At 69.8% G+C, this 17835-nt stretch carries 16 protein-coding genes and 1 pseudogene; 6 read left to right on the top strand and 11 right to left on the bottom strand.

What is annotated here, in order from left to right; genetic code table 11:
• Nucleotides 1-55: 55 nt before the first annotated feature.
• Both G7071_RS09365 and G7071_RS09360 read right to left on the bottom strand, forming a co-directional pair.
• A complete protein-coding gene (locus tag G7071_RS09365; RefSeq protein WP_166317813.1) occupies nucleotides 56-1483 on the bottom strand; it encodes a phospholipase D-like domain-containing protein in 1428 nt (475 codons plus the stop codon).
• 78 nt (nucleotides 1484-1561) lie between these two features.
• On the bottom strand, nucleotides 1562-1960 hold the full coding sequence (locus tag G7071_RS09360; RefSeq protein ID WP_166317810.1) for a hypothetical protein: 399 nt from the start codon (nucleotides 1958-1960) through the stop codon (nucleotides 1562-1564).
• A gap of 103 nt (nucleotides 1961-2063) precedes the next feature.
• Between G7071_RS09360 and G7071_RS09355 the strand changes: the two genes are divergently transcribed.
• Genes G7071_RS09355 through G7071_RS09340 form a run of 4 tightly spaced genes read left to right on the top strand, consistent with a single transcriptional unit; the run spans nucleotide 2064 to nucleotide 5369 of the window.
• Nucleotides 2064-3332: a magnesium transporter MgtE N-terminal domain-containing protein gene (locus G7071_RS09355; RefSeq protein ID WP_166317807.1), complete on the top strand. Its 1269-nt coding sequence runs from the start codon at nucleotides 2064-2066 to the stop codon at nucleotides 3330-3332.
• Nucleotides 3329-3862, top strand: a complete 534-nt coding sequence (locus tag G7071_RS09350) for a DUF1003 domain-containing protein (protein WP_166317804.1) — start codon at nucleotides 3329-3331, stop codon at nucleotides 3860-3862. The genes G7071_RS09355 and G7071_RS09350 overlap by 4 nt, the downstream gene beginning before the upstream one ends.
• 33 nt (nucleotides 3863-3895) lie before the next feature.
• A complete protein-coding gene (locus G7071_RS09345) occupies nucleotides 3896-5041 on the top strand; it encodes an Mrp/NBP35 family ATP-binding protein (RefSeq protein WP_166317801.1) in 1146 nt (381 codons plus the stop codon).
• A 4-nt stretch (nucleotides 5042-5045) separates the two neighbouring features.
• Entirely contained in the window at nucleotides 5046-5369 is a 324-nt protein-coding gene (locus tag G7071_RS09340; protein ID WP_166317798.1) for a sec-independent translocase, read from the top strand.
• Nucleotides 5370-5385: 16 nt separating this feature from the next.
• On the opposite strand, the gene G7071_RS09335 is transcribed toward G7071_RS09340, so the two are convergent.
• Nucleotides 5386-5931, bottom strand: a complete 546-nt coding sequence (locus tag G7071_RS09335) for a hypothetical protein (RefSeq protein WP_166317795.1) — start codon at nucleotides 5929-5931, stop codon at nucleotides 5386-5388.
• Nucleotides 5932-5971: 40 nt separating this feature from the next.
• Nucleotides 5972-6568, bottom strand: coding sequence for a hypothetical protein (locus G7071_RS09330; RefSeq protein WP_166317792.1), 597 nt, complete (start codon nucleotides 6566-6568; stop codon nucleotides 5972-5974).
• Nucleotides 6569-6732: 164 nt separating this feature from the next.
• Here G7071_RS09330 and G7071_RS19650 point away from each other — a divergent pair, with 164 nt between their 5' ends.
• Together G7071_RS19650 and G7071_RS09320 are read left to right on the top strand one after the other, a co-directional pair.
• A complete protein-coding gene (locus G7071_RS19650) occupies nucleotides 6733-7443 on the top strand; it encodes a LysM peptidoglycan-binding domain-containing protein (RefSeq protein ID WP_281351643.1) in 711 nt (236 codons plus the stop codon).
• Entirely contained in the window at nucleotides 7440-7946 is a 507-nt protein-coding gene (locus tag G7071_RS09320; RefSeq protein ID WP_166317789.1) for an Rv3235 family protein, read from the top strand. Before G7071_RS19650 ends, G7071_RS09320 begins: the two co-directional genes overlap by 4 nt.
• Nucleotide 7947: 1 nt before the next feature.
• On the opposite strand, the gene secA is transcribed toward G7071_RS09320, so the two are convergent.
• The 7 genes and pseudogenes from secA to mtrB form a co-directional block, all read right to left on the bottom strand.
• Complete coding sequence (gene secA / locus G7071_RS09315) at nucleotides 7948-10827, bottom strand: preprotein translocase subunit SecA (protein WP_166317786.1); 2880 nt, start codon at nucleotides 10825-10827, stop codon at nucleotides 7948-7950.
• A 202-nt stretch (nucleotides 10828-11029) separates the two neighbouring features.
• Nucleotides 11030-11935, bottom strand: a pseudogene (locus G7071_RS09310) (winged helix-turn-helix domain-containing protein); the annotation flags it as partial.
• Between the two features lie 179 nt (nucleotides 11936-12114).
• On the bottom strand, nucleotides 12115-12789 hold the full coding sequence (locus tag G7071_RS09305; protein WP_246209907.1) for a response regulator: 675 nt from the start codon (nucleotides 12787-12789) through the stop codon (nucleotides 12115-12117).
• A gap of 70 nt (nucleotides 12790-12859) precedes the next feature.
• The gene (gene hpf, locus G7071_RS09300; RefSeq protein WP_166317783.1) at nucleotides 12860-13483 is read right to left on the bottom strand and encodes a ribosome hibernation-promoting factor, HPF/YfiA family; all 624 of its coding nucleotides are present in this window, start codon (nucleotides 13481-13483) and stop codon (nucleotides 12860-12862) included.
• A 209-nt stretch (nucleotides 13484-13692) separates the two neighbouring features.
• Complete coding sequence (locus G7071_RS09295) at nucleotides 13693-14400, bottom strand: ComF family protein (protein WP_166317780.1); 708 nt, start codon at nucleotides 14398-14400, stop codon at nucleotides 13693-13695.
• Between the two features lie 57 nt (nucleotides 14401-14457).
• Nucleotides 14458-16197 carry an LpqB family beta-propeller domain-containing protein gene (locus tag G7071_RS09290; RefSeq protein WP_166317777.1) on the bottom strand — a complete coding sequence of 580 codons (1740 nt, stop codon included), beginning with the start codon at nucleotides 16195-16197 and terminating at the stop codon, nucleotides 14458-14460.
• Nucleotides 16194-17834 (bottom strand): MtrAB system histidine kinase MtrB, encoded by a 1641-nt coding sequence (mtrB, locus tag G7071_RS09285; RefSeq protein WP_246210596.1) that lies wholly within the window; start codon nucleotides 17832-17834, stop codon nucleotides 16194-16196. The genes G7071_RS09290 and mtrB overlap by 4 nt, the downstream gene beginning before the upstream one ends.
• Nucleotide 17835 lies beyond the last annotated feature (1 nt).

Raw genomic sequence — 17835 nt, 5'->3', positions numbered from 1 at the left:
GGGAGGGGACGCACGAGGTCCTGGATTGGTTGCCGATCAGGTCGGACGAGCGGGATCAGGGGGCCGGCGTCATCCGGCCCATGCCCATCTCGTCGCGGACCTGGGCGAACGGGTCGAAGCCGGCCCGCTGGCGCAGGATGATCTCCTTGGTGAGGTCCTCGCCCTGGGGCGGCGGGTTCTTGAAGAGGTAGTTGATGAAGCGCGAGTACTTCTGCTCCAGCTTCTTGCTGCGGATGATGAAGCCCTGCTCGTCGGAGAGGGTGCTCATGCCCGACCAGTTGGCGCTGCCCTGGTAGACGATGTGCGAAGCGCGCTTGCCGTCGTAGTTGCCCGAGATGGTCAGTGCCTTCATGTGGATGTAGCGGTCGACATAACCGTCGTCGTTGGTGTCCTCGAGGATCGTCCTGCGCGGGATGTCCTCCAGGTTGGAGCGCGACAGGTTGTTGAGGACGCCATAGACGATCTTGATCCGACAGCCGCGCTCGTGGAGACCCTTGAGCCTGCCGGAGACGGCCGAGCCGGGTCGTCCGTTGAAGACGGCCTGCGAGACCCGGATCACCGTGTGGCCGTTCCTGCCGGCCTCGCCGACCGCGCCCTTGCACTTGACCTTGTCGAGCATGCGCAGCACGTTGTAGTTGCGCAGCTTGCCCATGTTGGGGAAGAACCAGCCCTCGTAGGGACCGTCGGTGAACTTGTAGAACGCCTTCTTCACCGGCTTGTCGCGCGACATCTGCTTGAAGATCTTCTCGTAGTGAGCCCAGGTGACCGGGCGCTCCATGACGGTCAGCAGGTCGTTCCACTGGACGTAGGCGGCAGCATCGGTCAGGTTGGCGGAGGTCGACATGACGACGTTGTTGCGACCGCCGGTGTGGCTGAACATGAAGAACTTGCCGTGCTGGATGCCCTCCTTGCCGCGGCAGGAGTTCTTGCAGGTGCGGAACCAGCTGACCATGTCGTCGGCGCGCTTCTTGTTGCCCTTGGCCAGCGCGTCACGGGTGCGGGGGTAGTAGCTCCCCGGTCCCTGACCCTTGGCCAGGCCGTTGGCCATGATGATCTGCACGCTCACCCCGCGCTTGTGCGCTGCGATCACGTCGTTGACGAAGAGCGCGTTGCTGTAGTTCCAGGTCACGAGCCGGATCTTCGAGCCCTTCGGGCTGTTGGCGATGGCGTTGCGGATGTAGCGGTTGATCTTGTGCGACTTCTCGGCCTGACGCGGCTCGTTGAACCGCACCCCCGCCTTGGGCTCCCACTTGCTCGTCGACTGCGTCTCCTCCTCGGAGGGGGTCGCCGTGGGCGTGGCGGGCGGCGGGGTCGTCTCGGAAGCTGTCGGCGACGCCAGGACAGGAGCTGCGGTGGTCGTGGACGTGGGCTTGGACAGCACGCCGCTCGCCTGCGAGGCGTTGGCCTGGGTCGAGAGGGCGGTCAGCGGTGCGACGACCGCCAGGACCGAGGCTGCGACCGTGATGGTCATGCGTGACTTCATGAGGTGACTTGTCCCTTTGCTGTGAACTCGGGCGTGCTCGTTCCTGCTGAGATGCCGCCCGGCGATGATCGGTTGTCGTCAGGCCTGGCAGCTGCTCAGCAGCTGCTGGTAGTCGTCGTTGGTCTCGAGGTCGCCCGCGTCCGAGATCGGCTTGCCCAGCATCGCGAAGTAGCGGCCGTCGTGCTCGAGCAGCTTGGCTCCGAAGCCGCACGTGCGCTTGACCGGCTTGACGGTCTCACCGTCGCTGGTGCAGGCCGTGTAGTCCTTGGGCAGCGTCGCCCCGTCGACCCACACGTCGGCGCACTCGGGGATCGCACCGTCGGGGAGGGGTGACTCGCTGGATGACACCGACGGCGAGTCCGACGCCGACTCGCGCGTCGTCGGAGCCACCTCGGAGTCGTCGCCACAGGCGCTCAGCGCGGCCGTGGCGAGAAGGGCCACGAGCGCGGCGACGATCCGGTTCGGTTGGGTTGCCATGCGCTCGATGGTAGGTGACACCGCATGCCCTGACACATCTTCGCAGCCCCCGGCCCGTCGCGTTGCCGCCTGACGAGGGAGCAGCCCCGGTAGCCTTCGCGCCATGAGCAGCACGCCGACCCGGGTCTATCTGGCCCGCCTCGTGGGTCTGCCGATCTTCGACCCCCAGGGCGACCAGGTGGCGAAGGTGCGCGACATCGTGGTCGCGCTCCGCTCGGAGGCCAACCAGCCCCGGGTCCTGGGGATGGTGGCCGAGGTGTTCGGTCGTCGTCGGATCTTCGTCCCCATGACGCGGGTGACCAACATCGACAGCGGACAGGTCTACACGACGGGGCTGCTCAACATGCGCCGCTTCGAGCAGCGCTCGACCGAGACGCTGGTCATGGGCCAGATGCTCGACCGTCGCGTGACCATCAAGGACTCGGGGATCCAGGGAACCGTCTACGACGTGGCGATGGAGCAGGCGCGCAACCGTGACTGGGTGCTCTCGCGTGTGGCAGTCCAGGAGCCCTCCAAGGGATTCCGGCGCCGAGGCCAGTCCCACATCGTGGAGTGGCGCGACGTCGAGGGGCTCAGCCGGCGCGACGAGACCCAGGGCGCGACTCGCCTGATCGCCACCCTGGCCGAGATGCGACCGGCCGACGCCGCCAACGTGATCCACGACCTGCCACCCGAGCGTCGCGCTGCCGTGGTCGCCGCCATGGGCGACGAGCGGCTCGCCGACGTGCTCGAGGAGCTCCCCGAGGAGGACCAGGTCGAGATCCTCGAGCACCTCGACTCCGAGCGCGCCGCCGACGTGCTCGAGGAGATGTCGGCCGATGACGCGGCCGACCTGATCGCCGACCTCAGTCCGGAGACCGCAGCCACCCTGCTCGGCCTCATGGAGCCGGACGAGGCCGAGGACGTCCGCCGCCTCATGTCGTACGCCGACGAGACAGCGGGCGCCATGATGACCCCCGAGCCCGTGATCCTCTCCCCCGACGCCACCGTCGCCGACGCGCTGGCGCACGTGCGCAACCCGGAGCTCACCCCCGCCCTGGCTGCGCTGGTCTATGTCTGTCGCCAGCCGCTGGAGACCCCGACGGGGCGGCTGCTGGGCGCGGCCCACATCCAGCGGTTGCTGCGCGAGCCGCCGTCGACGCTGGTGGCCGCAGCCCTCGACGAGTCGATGGACCCCCTCCGCCCCGACGCCGGGATCGACGAGGTGGCGGCCCACCTGGCGACATACAACCTGGTGGCGGCTCCGGTCGTCGACGAGGAGGGGCGACTGCTGGGAGCCGTGACCGTCGACGACCTGCTGGACCACATGCTCCCGGACAACTGGCGTGACCAGGCGGTGCGGCCCGGTCCGATCTCGGGGAGCGGCCGATGAGCGAGCAGCGGACCCGGACCCGGACCCGGCTGGACACGCCCCGCGACACCCGTCGGGCGATCATGCCCCGGCGCTCCTACGACTCCGACGCCTTCGGCGTCTTCGCCGAGCAGTTCGCCCGCTTCATGGGCACGGCGAAGTTCCTGATCTACATGACGCTCTTCGTGATCGTGTGGATGCTCTGGAACACCCTGGCGCCCGTGGAGTGGCGCTTCGACAAGTTCCCCTTCATCTTCTTGACCTTGATGCTGAGCCTGCAGGCGTCCTACGCCGCACCCCTGATCCTGCTGGCGCAGAACCGGCAGGAGATCCGGGACAAGGTCGTGGCCGAGCAGGACCGCCAGGCCAACGCGCGCGCCCACGCCGACATGGAGTTCCTCGCCCGCGAGGTGGCCTCCCTGCGGATGTCGGTGGGCGAGGTCGCGACCCGCGACTTCCTGCGCTCGGAACTGCGTGGGCTCTACAGCGACCTGGAGGAGCTGACCCGGCCCGAGGACGGCATTGACCACCCCTCGCCACCCACGGACTGAGGTGCCCGGTGGGCTCGTAGACTCGGGACCATCATGAGCATCCCTTCTGTCGAGCAGGTCACTGCTGCTCTCGCCCAGGTCAACGACCCCGAGATCAAGCGCCCCATCACCGAACTCAACATGGTCGACTCCGTCGTCATCTCCGAGACCGGCCAGGTTGCCGTCACCGTGCTGCTCACCGTGGCCGGCTGCCCCCTCAAGGACACGATCACCCGTGACGTGACCGCCGCCGTCTCCACGGTGCCGGGCGTCACCGGCGTCGACCTCACCCTGGGCGTGATGAGCCCGGAGCAGCGCGCCGAGCTCAAGGGGGTGCTCAGCGGCGGCAAGGCCGAGCGCGAGATCCCCTTCGCGCAGCCGGGCTCGCTGACCAAGGTCTATGCCATCGCCAGCGGCAAGGGCGGTGTCGGGAAGTCGTCGGTGACGGTCAACCTCGCCCTCGCCATGGCGAAGCAGGGACTGAAGGTCGGTGTCGTCGACGCCGACATCTATGGCCACTCCGTCCCCGCCATGCTGGGCGTCGCCGACGCCCGTCCGACCCAGGTCGACGACCTGATCATGCCGGTCCCGACGCCCAGCGGTGTCTCGGTGATCTCCATCGGCATGCTCAAGCCGCGTCGCGACCAGGTCGTTGCCTGGCGCGGCCCGATGCTCGATCGGGCGCTCGTCCAGATGCTCTCCGACGTCTACTGGGGCGACCTCGACGTGCTCCTCCTCGACCTGCCGCCGGGCACCGGCGACGTCGCGATCTCGCTGGGCCAGCACCTGCCCAACGCCGAGGTCGTCGTCATCACCACGCCGCAGGAGGCCGCCGCCGAGGTGGCAGAGCGCGCGGGGACGATGGCCTCGATGATGCACCAGCGCGTCGTGGGCGTCGTGGAGAACATGAGCTTCCTGACCCTGCCCGACGGTTCCACGATGGAGGTCTTCGGCAGCGGTGGTGGCGACCGGGTCGCCCGGACGCTCTCGGAGCGGTTCGGCTACGACGTCTCGGTGCTGGGCCGGATCCCGCTCGACCCCTCGCTGCGCGAAGGGGGCGACGCAGGCAAGCCGATCGTCGAGTCCGACCCCACCTCACCGGCTGCCCGCGAGCTGCTGTCGATCGCCGACGCGCTCGCCGGGCGCGGACGCGGCCTGGCCGGGATGCAGCTGGGCCTCACCCCGAGCGCGAAGTTCTAGAGCCGTGTTCGACGTCGGGCTGATGGAGCTCGCGCTCATCGCGTTCGTCGCCATCATCGCCTTCGGGCCCGACCGGCTCCCCGTCCTGGCCAAGCAGGCCGGCGTCATGATCCGCAAGGCCAAGGCGATGGCCAACTCGGCACGCGACGAGCTCCGTGAGGAGCTCGGCCCCGACTACGCCGACCTGCAGCTGCGCGACCTCGACCCGCGCAACATCGTCCGGCGTCACATCATCGAGGCGATGGAGGACCCGGACCCCGGGCCACCCACGGGTGGGGCCGTGCTGCTCGAGGGGCAGCTGCCGCCGTACGACGTCGACGCGACCTGATCCCAGGCGCGAGGCCTCAGTCGCGGCTCTGCACCGCGCTGATCGACTCGAAGGCGACCAGCAGCCGAGCCTGGCTGGGGGTCAGCACCTCGACGAAGTCCGAACCCACCCGGCGCACCAGTGCCTCGTGCTGGGTGCCTTCGACCAGGTGCACGATGCAGCGGGCCTGCGACTCGGCCAGCCGGCGCAGGGCCGAGCCGAGTCCCAGCTTGTGCAACGGCGACCACGCGACCTCGGGCACGGACCGCTCAGAGGCGCCCTGCACGACGCGCACGGCGGCTGTCCGCACGATCCAGTCCTGGGCGTGACCGCTCATCAGTCCCCACCCCTCACCGACGCGCTGGAGCTCCCCGTCGATCCGGCCCACCCCCGCGACCTCGAGCGTCAGCTGCTCACCGAGGCTGGCCACCAGCCGCGAGTCCAGGGAGACGCGGTGATAGACGCTGCGGCTGCGGTCGACGAGCTCGGCATCGCGCTCCAGCTCGAAGCGAGCCGCCGCTTGGCCCTCCAGGTCGTCGAAGAGGGCGAAGAGCTGCTCGTCCCAGGACTCGTGGGGTGCCATGCAGGCAGCCTAGTGACGCGGGGGGAGACCGGGTCGAGCCTCAGCCGGCCCAGGACCAGCTGGCGAGCACGGAGCCGGTGACCTCGGCACGCTCCCTGTCGCTGACGTCCTTGCTGAAGGAGAACGTCACGACGAAGGTCTCGTCGTCGGTGGCGGCATAGAACTGCTCGACCTGGTAGTCGTTGTCGTTCAACGACATGCCGGCCGACACGTGGGCGGCCTCGCGGCCCCCCACGTCCACCCGGTCCTGCACGGCGACCCCGGTGGCCCCGGCTGAGGTCAGCTCGTCCTCGGCGCCCACCTCGGCCTGCTCGGCTGACATCGCTCCGCCGGGAGCCAGGAGCACGTTGACGTTGTCGGTGAAGCCGTCGTCGTCATCCAGGTCGAGTGCGAACGTGTCCGGGTCGAAGCCGGGGATCTCCTGGTCCGACGGCCCCCAGTCCTTGGGGACGCGGTAGGCGTAGCCGGCACCCTCCAGGCGCGGACCGTCGGCGGGGGTCGCGGACGGCTTCGCCGGCTCCGACGACTGTGCGGGCCTTGCTCCTGCGTCCGACGAGCCCGGCGACCCCTCGGAGCAGGCAGCGCAGGCGAGGACAGCAGCGGCCATGACCGCGGCACGGGCGAAGGTTCGAGGCATGGCGCGAACTCTAGGGGCGCCGCCGGGCACTTCCTCGGGCAGGGCGACAACAGACCCGCGACCGATGCGTGCCAACGACGGCGGTCGATCCTGTGCACAACTGGTTGACGACGTTGGCAAAGTTCCTTTAGATGAAGCAAACACACGCAAACGGAAGGTTCGCCATGACTCGGGACTTGGCGGTTTCAGCGACACCCGCACGGTGCCTGCTCGTCTGGCTCGTCGTGACGGTCGGCGCGATGGCGACCATGAGTACGGCGGGGGGTGCCGCCGCGACACTCCTCACCCCGGCTCCGTGGCACGACACCTTCGAGGGCCTGCTCGTGTCGGTCGCAGCAGCCGCAGTCCTGGCCTGCGCCTCCTGGCTGTGGCTGGTCACGACCCTCACCGTGCTCGAGCTCGCCGCCGGCCGCCCCCGGCACCGGACCGTCGGCGGCACCCGGCGGCTGGTGCTGATCGCCTGTGGGGCCGCAGTGGTCGCCGGACTCGGCAGCCCTGCCGTGGCGGGCAGCGGCACCGCGGGGGGCGCTCGCGAGGACCTGGTCGGCCTGCCGCTGCCCGACCGGGCCGTGGCTGCCGTCGTACCGGTTCGACCCCGACCCGCACGCCAGCCACCCGGGGCCGTCGTCGCCACCCCGGTGGCGCCGGAGCCCCCACCACACGTCGTCATCGTCCGTCCTGGCGACTCGCTGTGGTCGATCGCCGCGGCCTCCCTGCCGCCTCGCGCGACACCGGCCGAGGTGGATGGGGCCTGGCGGGCTCTCTACGCCGCCAACCGGGCGGCCATCGGCGCCGACCCCGACCTCGTCCTCCCCGGCACCGAGCTCGTCGTCCATCCCGCCCTCGACCCCGAACCGCGAAAGGCACGCCCATGAACGCCCCGGTCATCCAGCTGCGCCGCCAGGTCCCCATCGCCAGCGTCCAGGGTTCACTCGCCCTCGACCTCACTCCTCGGCTCGACCCGCCGGAGCCACCTCCAGCGGGGGTGCCCACCCGACGTGGTGACCTGGTCACCAGCGACCCGGAGCGCCGGCTCGCGATCGAGCGATTCGTGCACGCCTACCTCGTGCGCGCCGCGGAGATCGCGTCCGGCGACCGCCCTCCGACCCAGCTCCTGAGGCAGTCCAGTCCCCGGATCTACGCCGACCTGGGCCGTCGGGCCCAGCTCGTGACGGCCGCGGCCGGGACCTCTCCTGCCGGCGGCCGCGGTCGGGGCGCCGTCCGTCCGGTCATCCGCTCCATCCGCACGAGCCTCGTCGCCGACAACGCCCTCGAGGCCGCCGCCCACCTGCGCTACGGCGCCCGCTCCAGGGCGCTGGCCGGGCGGTTCGAAGTGGTCGGCGACCGGTGGCAGTGCGTGGCCCTGGAGTGGGCCTGAATCAGCTTCCGACCGCGGCCGAGCCGGTGGCCCCGCCCGGGGCGCCGTGGCACTTCTTGAACTTCTTGCCCGAGCCGCACGGGCACTCGGCGTTGCGGCCGGTGCCGGCGAACGGGTCGTCCGCCGCCGGCGGCGCCACGACCTCGGGCTCACCGTCCTCGCTGGGCGCCGAGTAGGCGAGCCGCGTGGGCGCCGCCTTGCGTTCGAGGCCCTTCGCCCGGATCTGGGGCGCCTCGGCCCGCGCCCGCGCCTGCTGGGCCTGCTGGGCCTGCTGGGCCTGCGCGAAGTCGATCTGCGGCTGGGCAGGGTCGAGCGTGGGCGCTGGGGTCGCCGCTCGGTCGGCCTCGGTGGACAGGTCTTCGTCCTCGCCACCGGCCTGTGGCTCCTCCTCGACCTCCACCTGGAGGTTGAACAGGAAGCCGACCGACTCCTCCTTGATGCCATCCATCATGGAGGCGAACATGTCGAAGCCCTCGCGCTGGTATTCCACGAGCGGGTCGCGCTGGGAGTAGGCGCGCAGCCCGATCCCCTCGCGCAGGTAGTCCATCTCGTAGAGGTGCTCGCGCCACTTGCGGTCGAGCACCGAGAGGATGACCCGACGCTCCAGCTCGCGCATGACCTCCTCGCCCACCTCGGCCTCGCGGCGGTCGTAGGCAGCCTGCATGTCCTGCTTGATCTGCTCGATGAGAGCCTCACGGCCAAGGCCGCTGCGGCCGCCGGCTGCAGTGACGACCCCGTCGGCGGTGAGGTCGGTCGGATAGATCTGGCGCAACGCGGTGAACAGGCCGTCGAGGTCCCAGTCCTCGGCGTAGCCCTCCGTCGAGCTCAGGACGTAGCCCCTGGCCGTGTCGTCGATGAAGGTCCGGACCTGCTCCTCGAGGTCGGCTCCCTCGAGCACCCGGCGGCGCTCGCCATAGATGACCTCACGCTGGCGGCTCATCACGTCGTCGTACTTCAGGACGTTCTTGCGAGACTCGAAGTTCTGCGACTCGACCTGGCCCTGGGCGCTTGCGATGGCGCCAGTGACCCTCTTGTTCTCGATCGGGACGTCGTCGGGGACCTTCAGCACCTGGAGCACCCGGTCGACCCAGTCCGACTTGAACAGCCGCATCAGCTCGTCCTCGAGGGACAGGTAGAAGCGGGACTCCCCCGGGTCCCCCTGGCGACCGGAGCGGCCACGGAGCTGGTTGTCGATGCGCCGCGACTCGTGCCGCTCGGTGCCGACGACGTAGAGGCCGCCGAGCGCCTTGACCTCGTCGTGCTCGTTGGCGACCTGGCTCTTGATCGTCTCGACCATGGCCGGCCACGCGGCGTCGTACTCCTCGGCGTTCTCGACCGGGTCGAGACCCTGCTTGCGCAGCGCGTCGTCGGCGAGGAAGTCGACAGAGCCACCGAGCATGATGTCGGTGCCACGCCCGGCCATGTTGGTCGCGACGGTGACAGCGCCCTTGTGGCCGGCGAGCGCGACGACCTTGGCCTCGTCGGCGTGCATCTTGGCGTTGAGGACGGTGTGCGGCACGCCCTTCTTCTTGAGCAGGCCCGAGAGCAGCTCGGACTTCTGCACCGACACGGTGCCGACGAGGATCGGCTGGCCCTTGGCGTTGCGCTCGGCGATGTCCTCGACGACGGCGTCATACTTCGCCGCCTCGGTGCGATAGACGAGGTCACCCTGGTCGACGCGCGACATCGGCTTGTTGGTCGGGATCGGAACGACCCCGAGGCCATAGATCTTGTCGAACTCGGAGGCCTCGGTCATGGCCGTGCCGGTCATGCCCGAGAGCTTGGTGTAGAGACGGAAGTAGTTCTGGAGCGTGACGGTGGCCAGCGTCTGGTATTCCTCGCGGACCGTCACCCCCTCCTTGGCCTCGATCGCCTGGTGGAGACCGTCGTTGTAGCGACGCCCTGCCAGCATGCGACCGGTGTGCTCGTCGACGATGAGCACCTCCCCGTCGATCACGACATATTCCTTGTCGTTGCGGAAGAGCTCCTTGGCCTTGATGGAGTTGTTCAGGAAGGAGATCAGCGGCGTGTTGACCGAGTCGTAGAGGTTGTCGATGCCGAGGTGGTCCTCCACCTTGGTGATGCCGGGCTCGAGGACCGAGATGGTGCGCTTCTTCTCGTCGACCTCGTAGTCGACGTCCTGGACCAACGAAGCAGCGATCGTGGCGAACTCGGCGTACCACTTCACCTCGTCCTGCGTCGGGCCGCTGATGATGAGCGGCGTACGGGCCTCGTCGATCAGGATCGAGTCGACCTCGTCGACGATCGCGAAGTTGTGGCCGCGCTGCACGCAGTCGGCGAGGTCCTCGGCCATGTTGTCGCGGAGGTAGTCGAAGCCCAGCTCGTTGTTGGTGCCGTAGGTGATGTCGGCGGAGTAGGCGACGCGCCGCTCGTCGGGGCGCATGCTGGGCAGGATGACGCCGGTGGTGAGCCCGAGGAAGTGGTGGATGCGGCCCATCCACTCGGCGTGGTACTTCGCGAGGTAGTCGTTGACGGTGACGACGTGGACCCCGTCGCCGCTCAGCGCGTTGAGGTAGGCCGGGAGGGTCGAGACGAGGGTCTTGCCCTCACCGGTCTTCATCTCGGCGATGTTGCCGAGGTGAAGCGCAGCACCACCCATGATCTGGACGTCGTAGTGCCGCTGGCCCAGGACCCGCTTGGCGGCCTCGCGCACCACCGCGAACGCCTCCGGCATCAGGTCGTCGAGCGTCTCGCCCTTGGCCAGCCGTTCGCGGAACTCGCCCGTCATCGCCTGCAGCTCGGCGTCGGACATCGAGACGAACTCGTCCTCGATGGCGTTGACCGCCTTGGCGATCGTCTCGAGCTCGCGAAGGATCTTGCCCTCGCCGATGCGGAGGAGCTTGTCGATGATGGCAGGCACGGGGATGCGACTCCAGAGACGAGGGTGAGCGGTGAGGATGGCCGTCGATCATGCTACCCACGTCACCCAGCGGCAGCCGCAGCGGCGGCGAGTGCGGGCGCCAGGTCGCCCCGGGGGCCACGACGAGCTCCGGGACCCCGAGCCAGCCGCCCAGCCTCGCCAGCTCGGCGGCCAGCTGCTCGGCGACGTCGGCCGGAGGGTGCGGCTCGGCATACGCACCCTGGACGAGAAGCCGTCCGGTGGCGCGGTCTGCCTTGAGGTCCACCCGGGCGACGATCCGCTCCCCCAGCAGGAACGGCAGCACGTAGTAGCCGTGGACCCGCTGGGCGGCCGGCACGTAGATCTCGATCCGGTAGTGGAAGTCGAAGAGCGCCTCGAGGCGCGCCCGCTCCCACACCAGCGGGTCGAAGGGGCTCAGGACGGCTCGTGCGCCGACGCGCCGAGGGAGCTTCGCGCCGACGTGGAGGAAGGCAGGGCGCGCCCAACCCTGCACCTCGACGGGGGTCAGCTCCCCCGCGTCGACCAGGGCCTGCGTGGCAGTGCGGGTGTCGGCGACGGACATGCGGAAGTAGTCGGCCAGGCACCGCACGCTGGCGATGCCGTGGTAGCGCGCAGCCCGACGCACGAGCTCGATGTCGGCGTCGGCCTTCGACGGGGTCGGGGCGGACAGGACAGCCGAGGGCAGGACCCGTTCAGGCAGGTCGTAGAGGACCTCGAAGGAGCTGTTGCGACCAGCGATGGCCACCTCGCCGACCAGGAAGAGATAGTCGAGGACCTTGCGGGCCTCGGACCAGTTCCAGCCCCAGTGCTCCCGGTTGCGCGGACCGCCGATGTCGCTGTCGAGGTCGCGCGCGGTGACCGGACCCCGCTGCGCCACAGCGGCCAACACCCGTTGTTCGATGGTGGGGTCCGCCACGAAGCCCCACTTCCCGCGTTGTGCGCGGTAGCCGGCCATCCGGTGCTGCATCACCGGCCAGAGCTCGACCGGCATGAAGGCCTGGACGTGGGCCCAGTACTCCACCAGCACTCGCTGTCGACGGCCGGTGCTGCTGGACGCCTGCCTCAACAGGTCGACGTCATAGGCACCCATGCGCGAGTAGAGCGGCATGAAGTGTGCACGTTGGAGCACGTTGACCGAGTCGACCTGGAGCACGCCGGTGTGGGCCAGCGTGCGCCGCACCGTCGCCATCGTGGTGGTGGCGTGGGGCCTGCGGGTAAAGCCCTGCGCGGCGAGCGCGATGCGCCGGGCCTGCAGGTTGGACAGTGACTGCGCGTGTGCCATCGCCGTCAGGGCAGGTCGAGCAGCTTTTCCTTCATGGCATACATGACGGCCTCCATGCGCGAGTGGAGCTGCAGCTTCTCCAGGATGTTGCGCACGTGGTTCTTGACCGTGTTCTCGGAGATGAACAGCTCCTTGGCCACCTCGCGGTTGTTCAGGCCCTTCGCCACCAGTCGCAGCACCTCGAGCTCGCGGTCGGTGAGCTTGAGCTGGGTGCCCTGCTGCTTGTCGGGCTTGGACATCTGCTTGAACTCGTCGATCAGCTTGACCGCCATCGACGGGCTGATCAGCGACTGGCCCTCGTTCACCACCCGGATCGCCTGGGCGACCTCCTCGATGGAGGAGTCCTTGAGGAGGTAGCCCGCCGCACCGTTCTTGACGGTCTCGTAGAGGTCGCCCTCCTCGTCGGAGACGGTGAGCATGATGATCTTGGCCGCCGGAACGGCCTCCTTGATCGCCCGGCAGGCCTCGACGCCGCTGCGCCGCGGCATCCGGACGTCCAGCAGCACGACGTCGGGTGCGAGCGACTCGGCCAGCTCGGTCCCGGTGATGCCGTCGTCAGCCTCGCCGACGACCTCGATGTCGGCGTCCTGCGTCAGCAACATCGTCAGTCCTCGACGGAAGAGCTCCTGGTCGTCGACCACGAGAACGCGGATGGGCTCATTGCCTGTTGCCTCGGTCACGTCGGCATCATGTCAGACGTGCGCTAGACCAGTGGCACCTCAGGCCCATCCGCGTCGCTCGTGTCATGCCTCAGTCGAGCTCGAGCGAGATCACGCCGTAGTCATAACCACGGCGGCGGTAGACCACCGACGGCTTCTCGCTCTCCTTGTCGACGAAGAGGAAGAAGTCATGGCCGACGAGCTCCATCTCGTACAACGCAGTGTCCAGGGTCATCGGCGTGGCCGGGTGAGACTTCTCCCTGACCACCAACGGCCCGTCGCCGGTCACCGTGATCGGACCGACCTTGCGCTCGGTCACCGTCTCGTCCTCGGAGGTCGACAAGGACTCGACCAGCTCGTCGGCGCTGCCGGCCAGCGCCTGGCCCACGGAGACGGGCGTGTGTCGACCACGGTGGACGCGACGCCGGTCGGCTGCACGTCGCATCTGGGAGGCCATCTTGTCCAGCGCCAGGTCGAGGGCGCCCATCTTGTCCTCCGCCGCGGCCTCGGCGCGGATCACGGGACCCTTCGAGAACGCCGTCAGCTCGACTCGGGTGGCTCGGTCATGTTGTCGGGGGTTTCGCTCCTGCTCGACCTCGACCTGGACCCGGATGATCCGGTGGTCGTGCTTCTCGAGCCGGGCGAGCTTGTCCGCGACGTGTTCACGAAACCTGTCCGACACCTCGCAGTGCCGACCGGTGACGACAACATCCATGTGAACCTCCTGGTAGCTGGGCTACTGAGCGCACACACCTGCACATTTGGCAGGGCGTGATGGAGCCGGGTGTGGCGCGACCCGCGCAGAGGCAGGTCGCCGGGTCCGGCAGCGCAGGACCGCGCGCACAGGACCTGAGGTACGAACACCTGGACCCGGACGGACTCCATGAACTGACGCTAGCCCCTCCGGGGTCAGGACAAAAGGAATCACGGGGTTTGGGACCAGCTCCGGCGGCGGGTCGCGGCAACGGCGGCGATCGCGACGGGGACGAGTCCCACCGCCGACAACGCGCGCTGGGCCTCTGCGGCCGTGGCGCCCGTGGTCAGCACGTCGTCACACACCACCACCCTCGCGTGCGTATGGCGCCTGGCGAGCCTGGCCAGGCCGGGTGACGGGCACGTCATCGACCCGGCCAGGTTGACCGCTCGCTGAGCCGCGTCCAGGCCCGCCTGGTCGACGACGGACCGGCTCGAGACCAGGAGCGGAGCCGCGCACGCCGAGTGCCCCTCCTTCCTCAGCCGGGTGGCGACGATCCGGGTCAGGGTGCCCATGGGGTCGTAGCCCCGCCGACGGCTGGACCCCGGCCGGGACGGCACCGGAACCAGCACCAGGGTCGCGCCCGGCTCCCCCGCCGCCGCTCGGACCGACTCGAGCAGGAGCTGGGCGAGGGTGCGCCTGAACGCGAACTGACCTCGGTCCTTGTGGCCCACGATCATCGCCCGCACTGCACCGTCGTAGTCGGTCATCACCCACGGCGTCGCCAGCCCGGGCGGCGTCGGGTGCGGCCAGGCGACGCGCGCCCGCCGGGGCAGGCCCTCTCGACACGCGCGACACAGCATCCGGCCGGGCGCCTCGCACCCCACACAGGCGCTGCCCGTCACCAGGTCCAGCACCACGTCGCGCACGTCCGTCATCGCAGCACCTCTCCGCGCGGCCCGGCAACCGTCGCGTGCGCGCCCTGTGGAGACGGATCAGCCGACGTAGGTCAACGAGACCAGGTCCTTGGGCAGGGACGCGACGGGGAGCTCGGGCGCGGTCACGTCGCTCACGTCGTCGCCCGAGAGTGCGAAGATCTCGATCCCCTCCACGGGCGATCCGACCAGCTCGCGCGTCCCGCCCTGCACGCGGGTCGCGCCGCCGATGCCGGGGTCGCCCGGGGCGCCGTCGACCGAGATGGTCTCGACCAGCGAGAGGTCGCGGCTGAGGTCGCTCAGCACCGAGATCGCGCTGGGCGAGCGCCAGGTGATGTCGCGGATGACCAACGAGGGCGCCTGCGGCGCGAACGCCAGCGGCACCGCACGGGTGGTTCGCAGGACCCCGCCGGCTTCGTCGTGGAGGATCCTGCTGACCAGGACGCGGTCGCCGTCGGGCCGGCGTACGACTGCCACCAGCCGACTCCCGTCGCGAGAGACCAGGACGTGCCGCACGTCGCGGCCGGTGACCCCCTGGACCTCGATCTCGCGTGGGGGCCGGTCGCCGGCGACGACGCTCACCCGCGCCCGGCCGGCGCCTCGTTCGACGAGCCAGAGACGGTCGGCGAAGTCCCAGGCAGGCGGGAGCAGGTCGCGGGCCGCGCTCACCACCTGGACGGCTCGGCCCTCCTCGTCGACGGGTGCGACCAGGACGCTGCCGCCGTCGCCCGAGACGGCAGCCACGCGCACGCCGGACAGGTTGACCCCGATCGACCTGGCACCCAGACGCTGGGTTCCCAACGGGCCGGCCGTGGGCTGCAGGGCACCGATGGACGACCCGCGCACCAGGAGCCCGTCGACCAGCCCGAAGAGGTCGCTGCTGGCCTCCGCGCCCGTGGGGTCGAAGGCGCTGCCGACGTCGAGCCCGATCTGGGTGGTGTCACCGGGGGCGACGAGCTCTTCTTCGCCCACGGTGAGGCTCACGGCCCGGATGCGGGGTTCCTGCCTCATCGTCCAGACGAGCTGGGTCAGGATCCGCTGGGTGATCTCGGCGTCCACCTTGATGGTCGGGCCGGCCAGCGAGACCTCGGCGATCCCGTCCTCGGTGATCGGCACCGACAGCCCGCGCAGCAGCTCAGGGGGGAAGAACGTGCGCGAGATCCGGGGGTCGATGCTCGGGTCGTTGACCAGCCCGTCGACCAGTGACGAGGCGAGCTGGTCGCCCTCAGGGACGAACACCGGCTCGGGGACGAGGATCTGGCCGGTGGGGTCGAAGTAGTAGAGCGAGACCCGTCGGAACTGGCTCTCGAACCACGACGCGGGCACCACCATGCCGTCGGGCAGCCGGTCGATGCGCCACTCGCCCTCCTCCGAGGTGAGGCCGAAGGACAGCTCCTGGGTGCTTCGCGACCGCTGCCAGGCCCCGCGGGCGTCGTACTGCTCGATCTCCTCCATCGGCAGCACGACCTCGAAGGTGCCCACCGGGTCGCCGAGCTCGGCATAGGTGAGGATCGACTCCTCGGGCTCCCAGGCCTTCTGCGCCTCGACGCTGAGGAACTCGCGCGCCACCCCCATCTGGATCGGGGTCGCTCTCATCGCCTCGAGGAAGTTGAGCACGATCTCGGTCTGCGACTCCCCCGGCTGGGGCGGCTTGGGGTCGAAGTAGGTCCCCGGCGTGTTGTCCGAGCGCGACTCGCTGTCGACCTCGGAGACCGGGCCCTCGCTCGGCATCCGGACGCAGGCCGAGGCCAGGATCACGACGCAGATCGCGATCACGGCGTGGGCCAGACGGGTCCTCATGCCGACTCCTTCGCATCGACCGGCACCAGTGGCAGCGGGCTGTGGCGCAGCGGCTGGCCCAGGCGTCGAGGCAGCGTCAGCCGGAACTGCGAGCCCTCGCCCGGCCGTCCCCAGGCCTGCAACCAGCCGCCGTGGAGACGGGTGTCCTCCAGCGAGATCGACAGGCCCAGGCCGGTGCCGCCGCTGGTGCGGGCACGGGCGGGATCGGCGCGCCAGAACCGGTTGAACACCATGGCCGACTCCCCCGGCCCGAGACCGACCCCGTGATCGCGTACGGCGATGGCCGCCGAGTGCTCGTCGCCCCCGACGAGCAGGTGGATGTCCCTGCGCTCGGCGTGGTCGATGGCGTTGGTCACCAGGTTGCGCACGATCCGCTCGACCCGTCGCACGTCCGCCTCGGCCAGGCAGGCGTGGGCAGGGCCGGTCACCAGCACCTTCGTGTCACGCTGCTCGGCCAGGGCGCGGGTCATGTCCACCACCCGGTGGGCGACGTCGACCAGGTCGACGTCCTCGGCGTCGAGGACGGCGGCGCCCGCGTCGAAGCGACTGATCTCGAGCAGGTCGGCCAGCAGGACCTCGAAGCGGTCGAGCTCGGTCTGCAGCAGCTCGGCCGCCCGCAGCGTGTCGGGGTCGAAGCTCCTGCGCGCGTCGTGGAGGACGTCGCCGGCCATCCGCACCGTGGTCAACGGGGTGCGGAGCTCGTGGGAGACGTCGGCGACGAACCGGCGCTGCAGTCGGCTGAGCTCCTCGAGCTGGCGGATCTGCTTCTGCAGGTTGCTGGCCATCTGGTTGAACGACATCGCCAGCCGGGCGAGGTCGTCCTCGCCGGTGACGCGCAGCCTCTCCTGCAGCTGCCCGGCGGCGAGCCGCTCGGCGACCCGTCGGGCCATCCTGACCGGGGTCACCACCTGGCGCGCCACCAGCCAAGCAAGACCCGCCACCAGGAGGAGCAGCAGTGCGGCCGTCGTCAGCAGGGCCCGGCCGACGAGGGCCAGCGTGCCCCGCTCCTCGTCCAGGGAGTAGAGGTAGTAGAGGGTGTAGGTGTCGTTGTTGTCGGCCGGGAGGGTGACCTGGCTGGCCACGACGATCCCGGGCCCTTCTGGAAGCCCCGGGATCGGCCGGGTCGTGCGGATGTCGGTGAACGTCCAGGCAGTGGAGGCCGGTCCGTCGAAGTGGCGCTGGAGGGACAGGGGCACGCTGTCCAGGTCGAGGCCCTGGGTGAACTTCGCCCCGCCGTCGGCCAGCCGGCCGCCGGTGGCCTCGGACGGGGAGAGGATCGCGGCGAAACCGCGCGAGGCGCCCCGGCTGATGATCGGCTCGATCAGGTCGTCCTGCTGCCTCGACTCGTCCACGTCCGTGCCGGGTGCGAAGGCGAGCTTGGTGCGCACGTCTGCGGTCTCGTTGAGTGCCTCCGCGACGACCTTGTCCACCCGGTTGTCGACCAGCCCGTCGCGGGTCTGCTGCATCAGGAACGCGCCGACGATCCCGACGACGGCCGCGGACAGCAGCACCGTGCTGGCGACCACGCGCGCCTGGACCGAGCGTCGCCAGAAGGTCAGGGCACGGCGCACCCCGTGTCTTGCCCGCTCCGGCGGACTGCTCAGGGGTGAGGCGGGGTGGGCCTCCGGGTCGGACACG

This window comes from Nocardioides piscis (assembly GCF_011300215.1).
GTDB lineage: Bacteria > Actinomycetota > Actinomycetes > Propionibacteriales > Nocardioidaceae > Nocardioides > Nocardioides piscis.
The sequence above is the reverse complement of the archived record's forward strand: the minus strand, read 5'-3'. Positions and strand labels throughout refer to the sequence as shown.

Bases quoted from the DNA above. Each gene is read 5' to 3' on its own strand.
- G7071_RS09335 (WP_166317795.1), bottom strand. From the start codon at position 5,931: ATGGCACCCCACGAGTCCTGGGACGAGCAGCTCTTCGCCCTCTTCGAC.
- hpf (WP_166317783.1), bottom strand. From the start codon at position 13,483: ATGGATGTTGTCGTCACCGGTCGGCACTGCGAGGTGTCGGACAGGTTT.
- G7071_RS09360 (WP_166317810.1), bottom strand. From the start codon at position 1,960: ATGGCAACCCAACCGAACCGGATCGTCGCCGCGCTCGTGGCCCTTCTC.
- G7071_RS09320 (WP_166317789.1), top strand. From the start codon at position 7,440: ATGAACGCCCCGGTCATCCAGCTGCGCCGCCAGGTCCCCATCGCCAGC.
- G7071_RS09355 (WP_166317807.1), top strand. From the start codon at position 2,064: ATGAGCAGCACGCCGACCCGGGTCTATCTGGCCCGCCTCGTGGGTCTG.
- G7071_RS09365 (WP_166317813.1), bottom strand. From the start codon at position 1,483: ATGAAGTCACGCATGACCATCACGGTCGCAGCCTCGGTCCTGGCGGTC.
- G7071_RS09345 (WP_166317801.1), top strand. From the start codon at position 3,896: ATGAGCATCCCTTCTGTCGAGCAGGTCACTGCTGCTCTCGCCCAGGTC.
- G7071_RS09330 (WP_166317792.1), bottom strand. From the start codon at position 6,568: ATGCCTCGAACCTTCGCCCGTGCCGCGGTCATGGCCGCTGCTGTCCTC.
- G7071_RS09350 (WP_166317804.1), top strand. From the start codon at position 3,329: ATGAGCGAGCAGCGGACCCGGACCCGGACCCGGCTGGACACGCCCCGC.
- G7071_RS19650 (WP_281351643.1), top strand. From the start codon at position 6,733: ATGACTCGGGACTTGGCGGTTTCAGCGACACCCGCACGGTGCCTGCTC.
- G7071_RS09290 (WP_166317777.1), bottom strand. From the start codon at position 16,197: ATGAGGACCCGTCTGGCCCACGCCGTGATCGCGATCTGCGTCGTGATC.
- G7071_RS09295 (WP_166317780.1), bottom strand. From the start codon at position 14,400: ATGACGGACGTGCGCGACGTGGTGCTGGACCTGGTGACGGGCAGCGCC.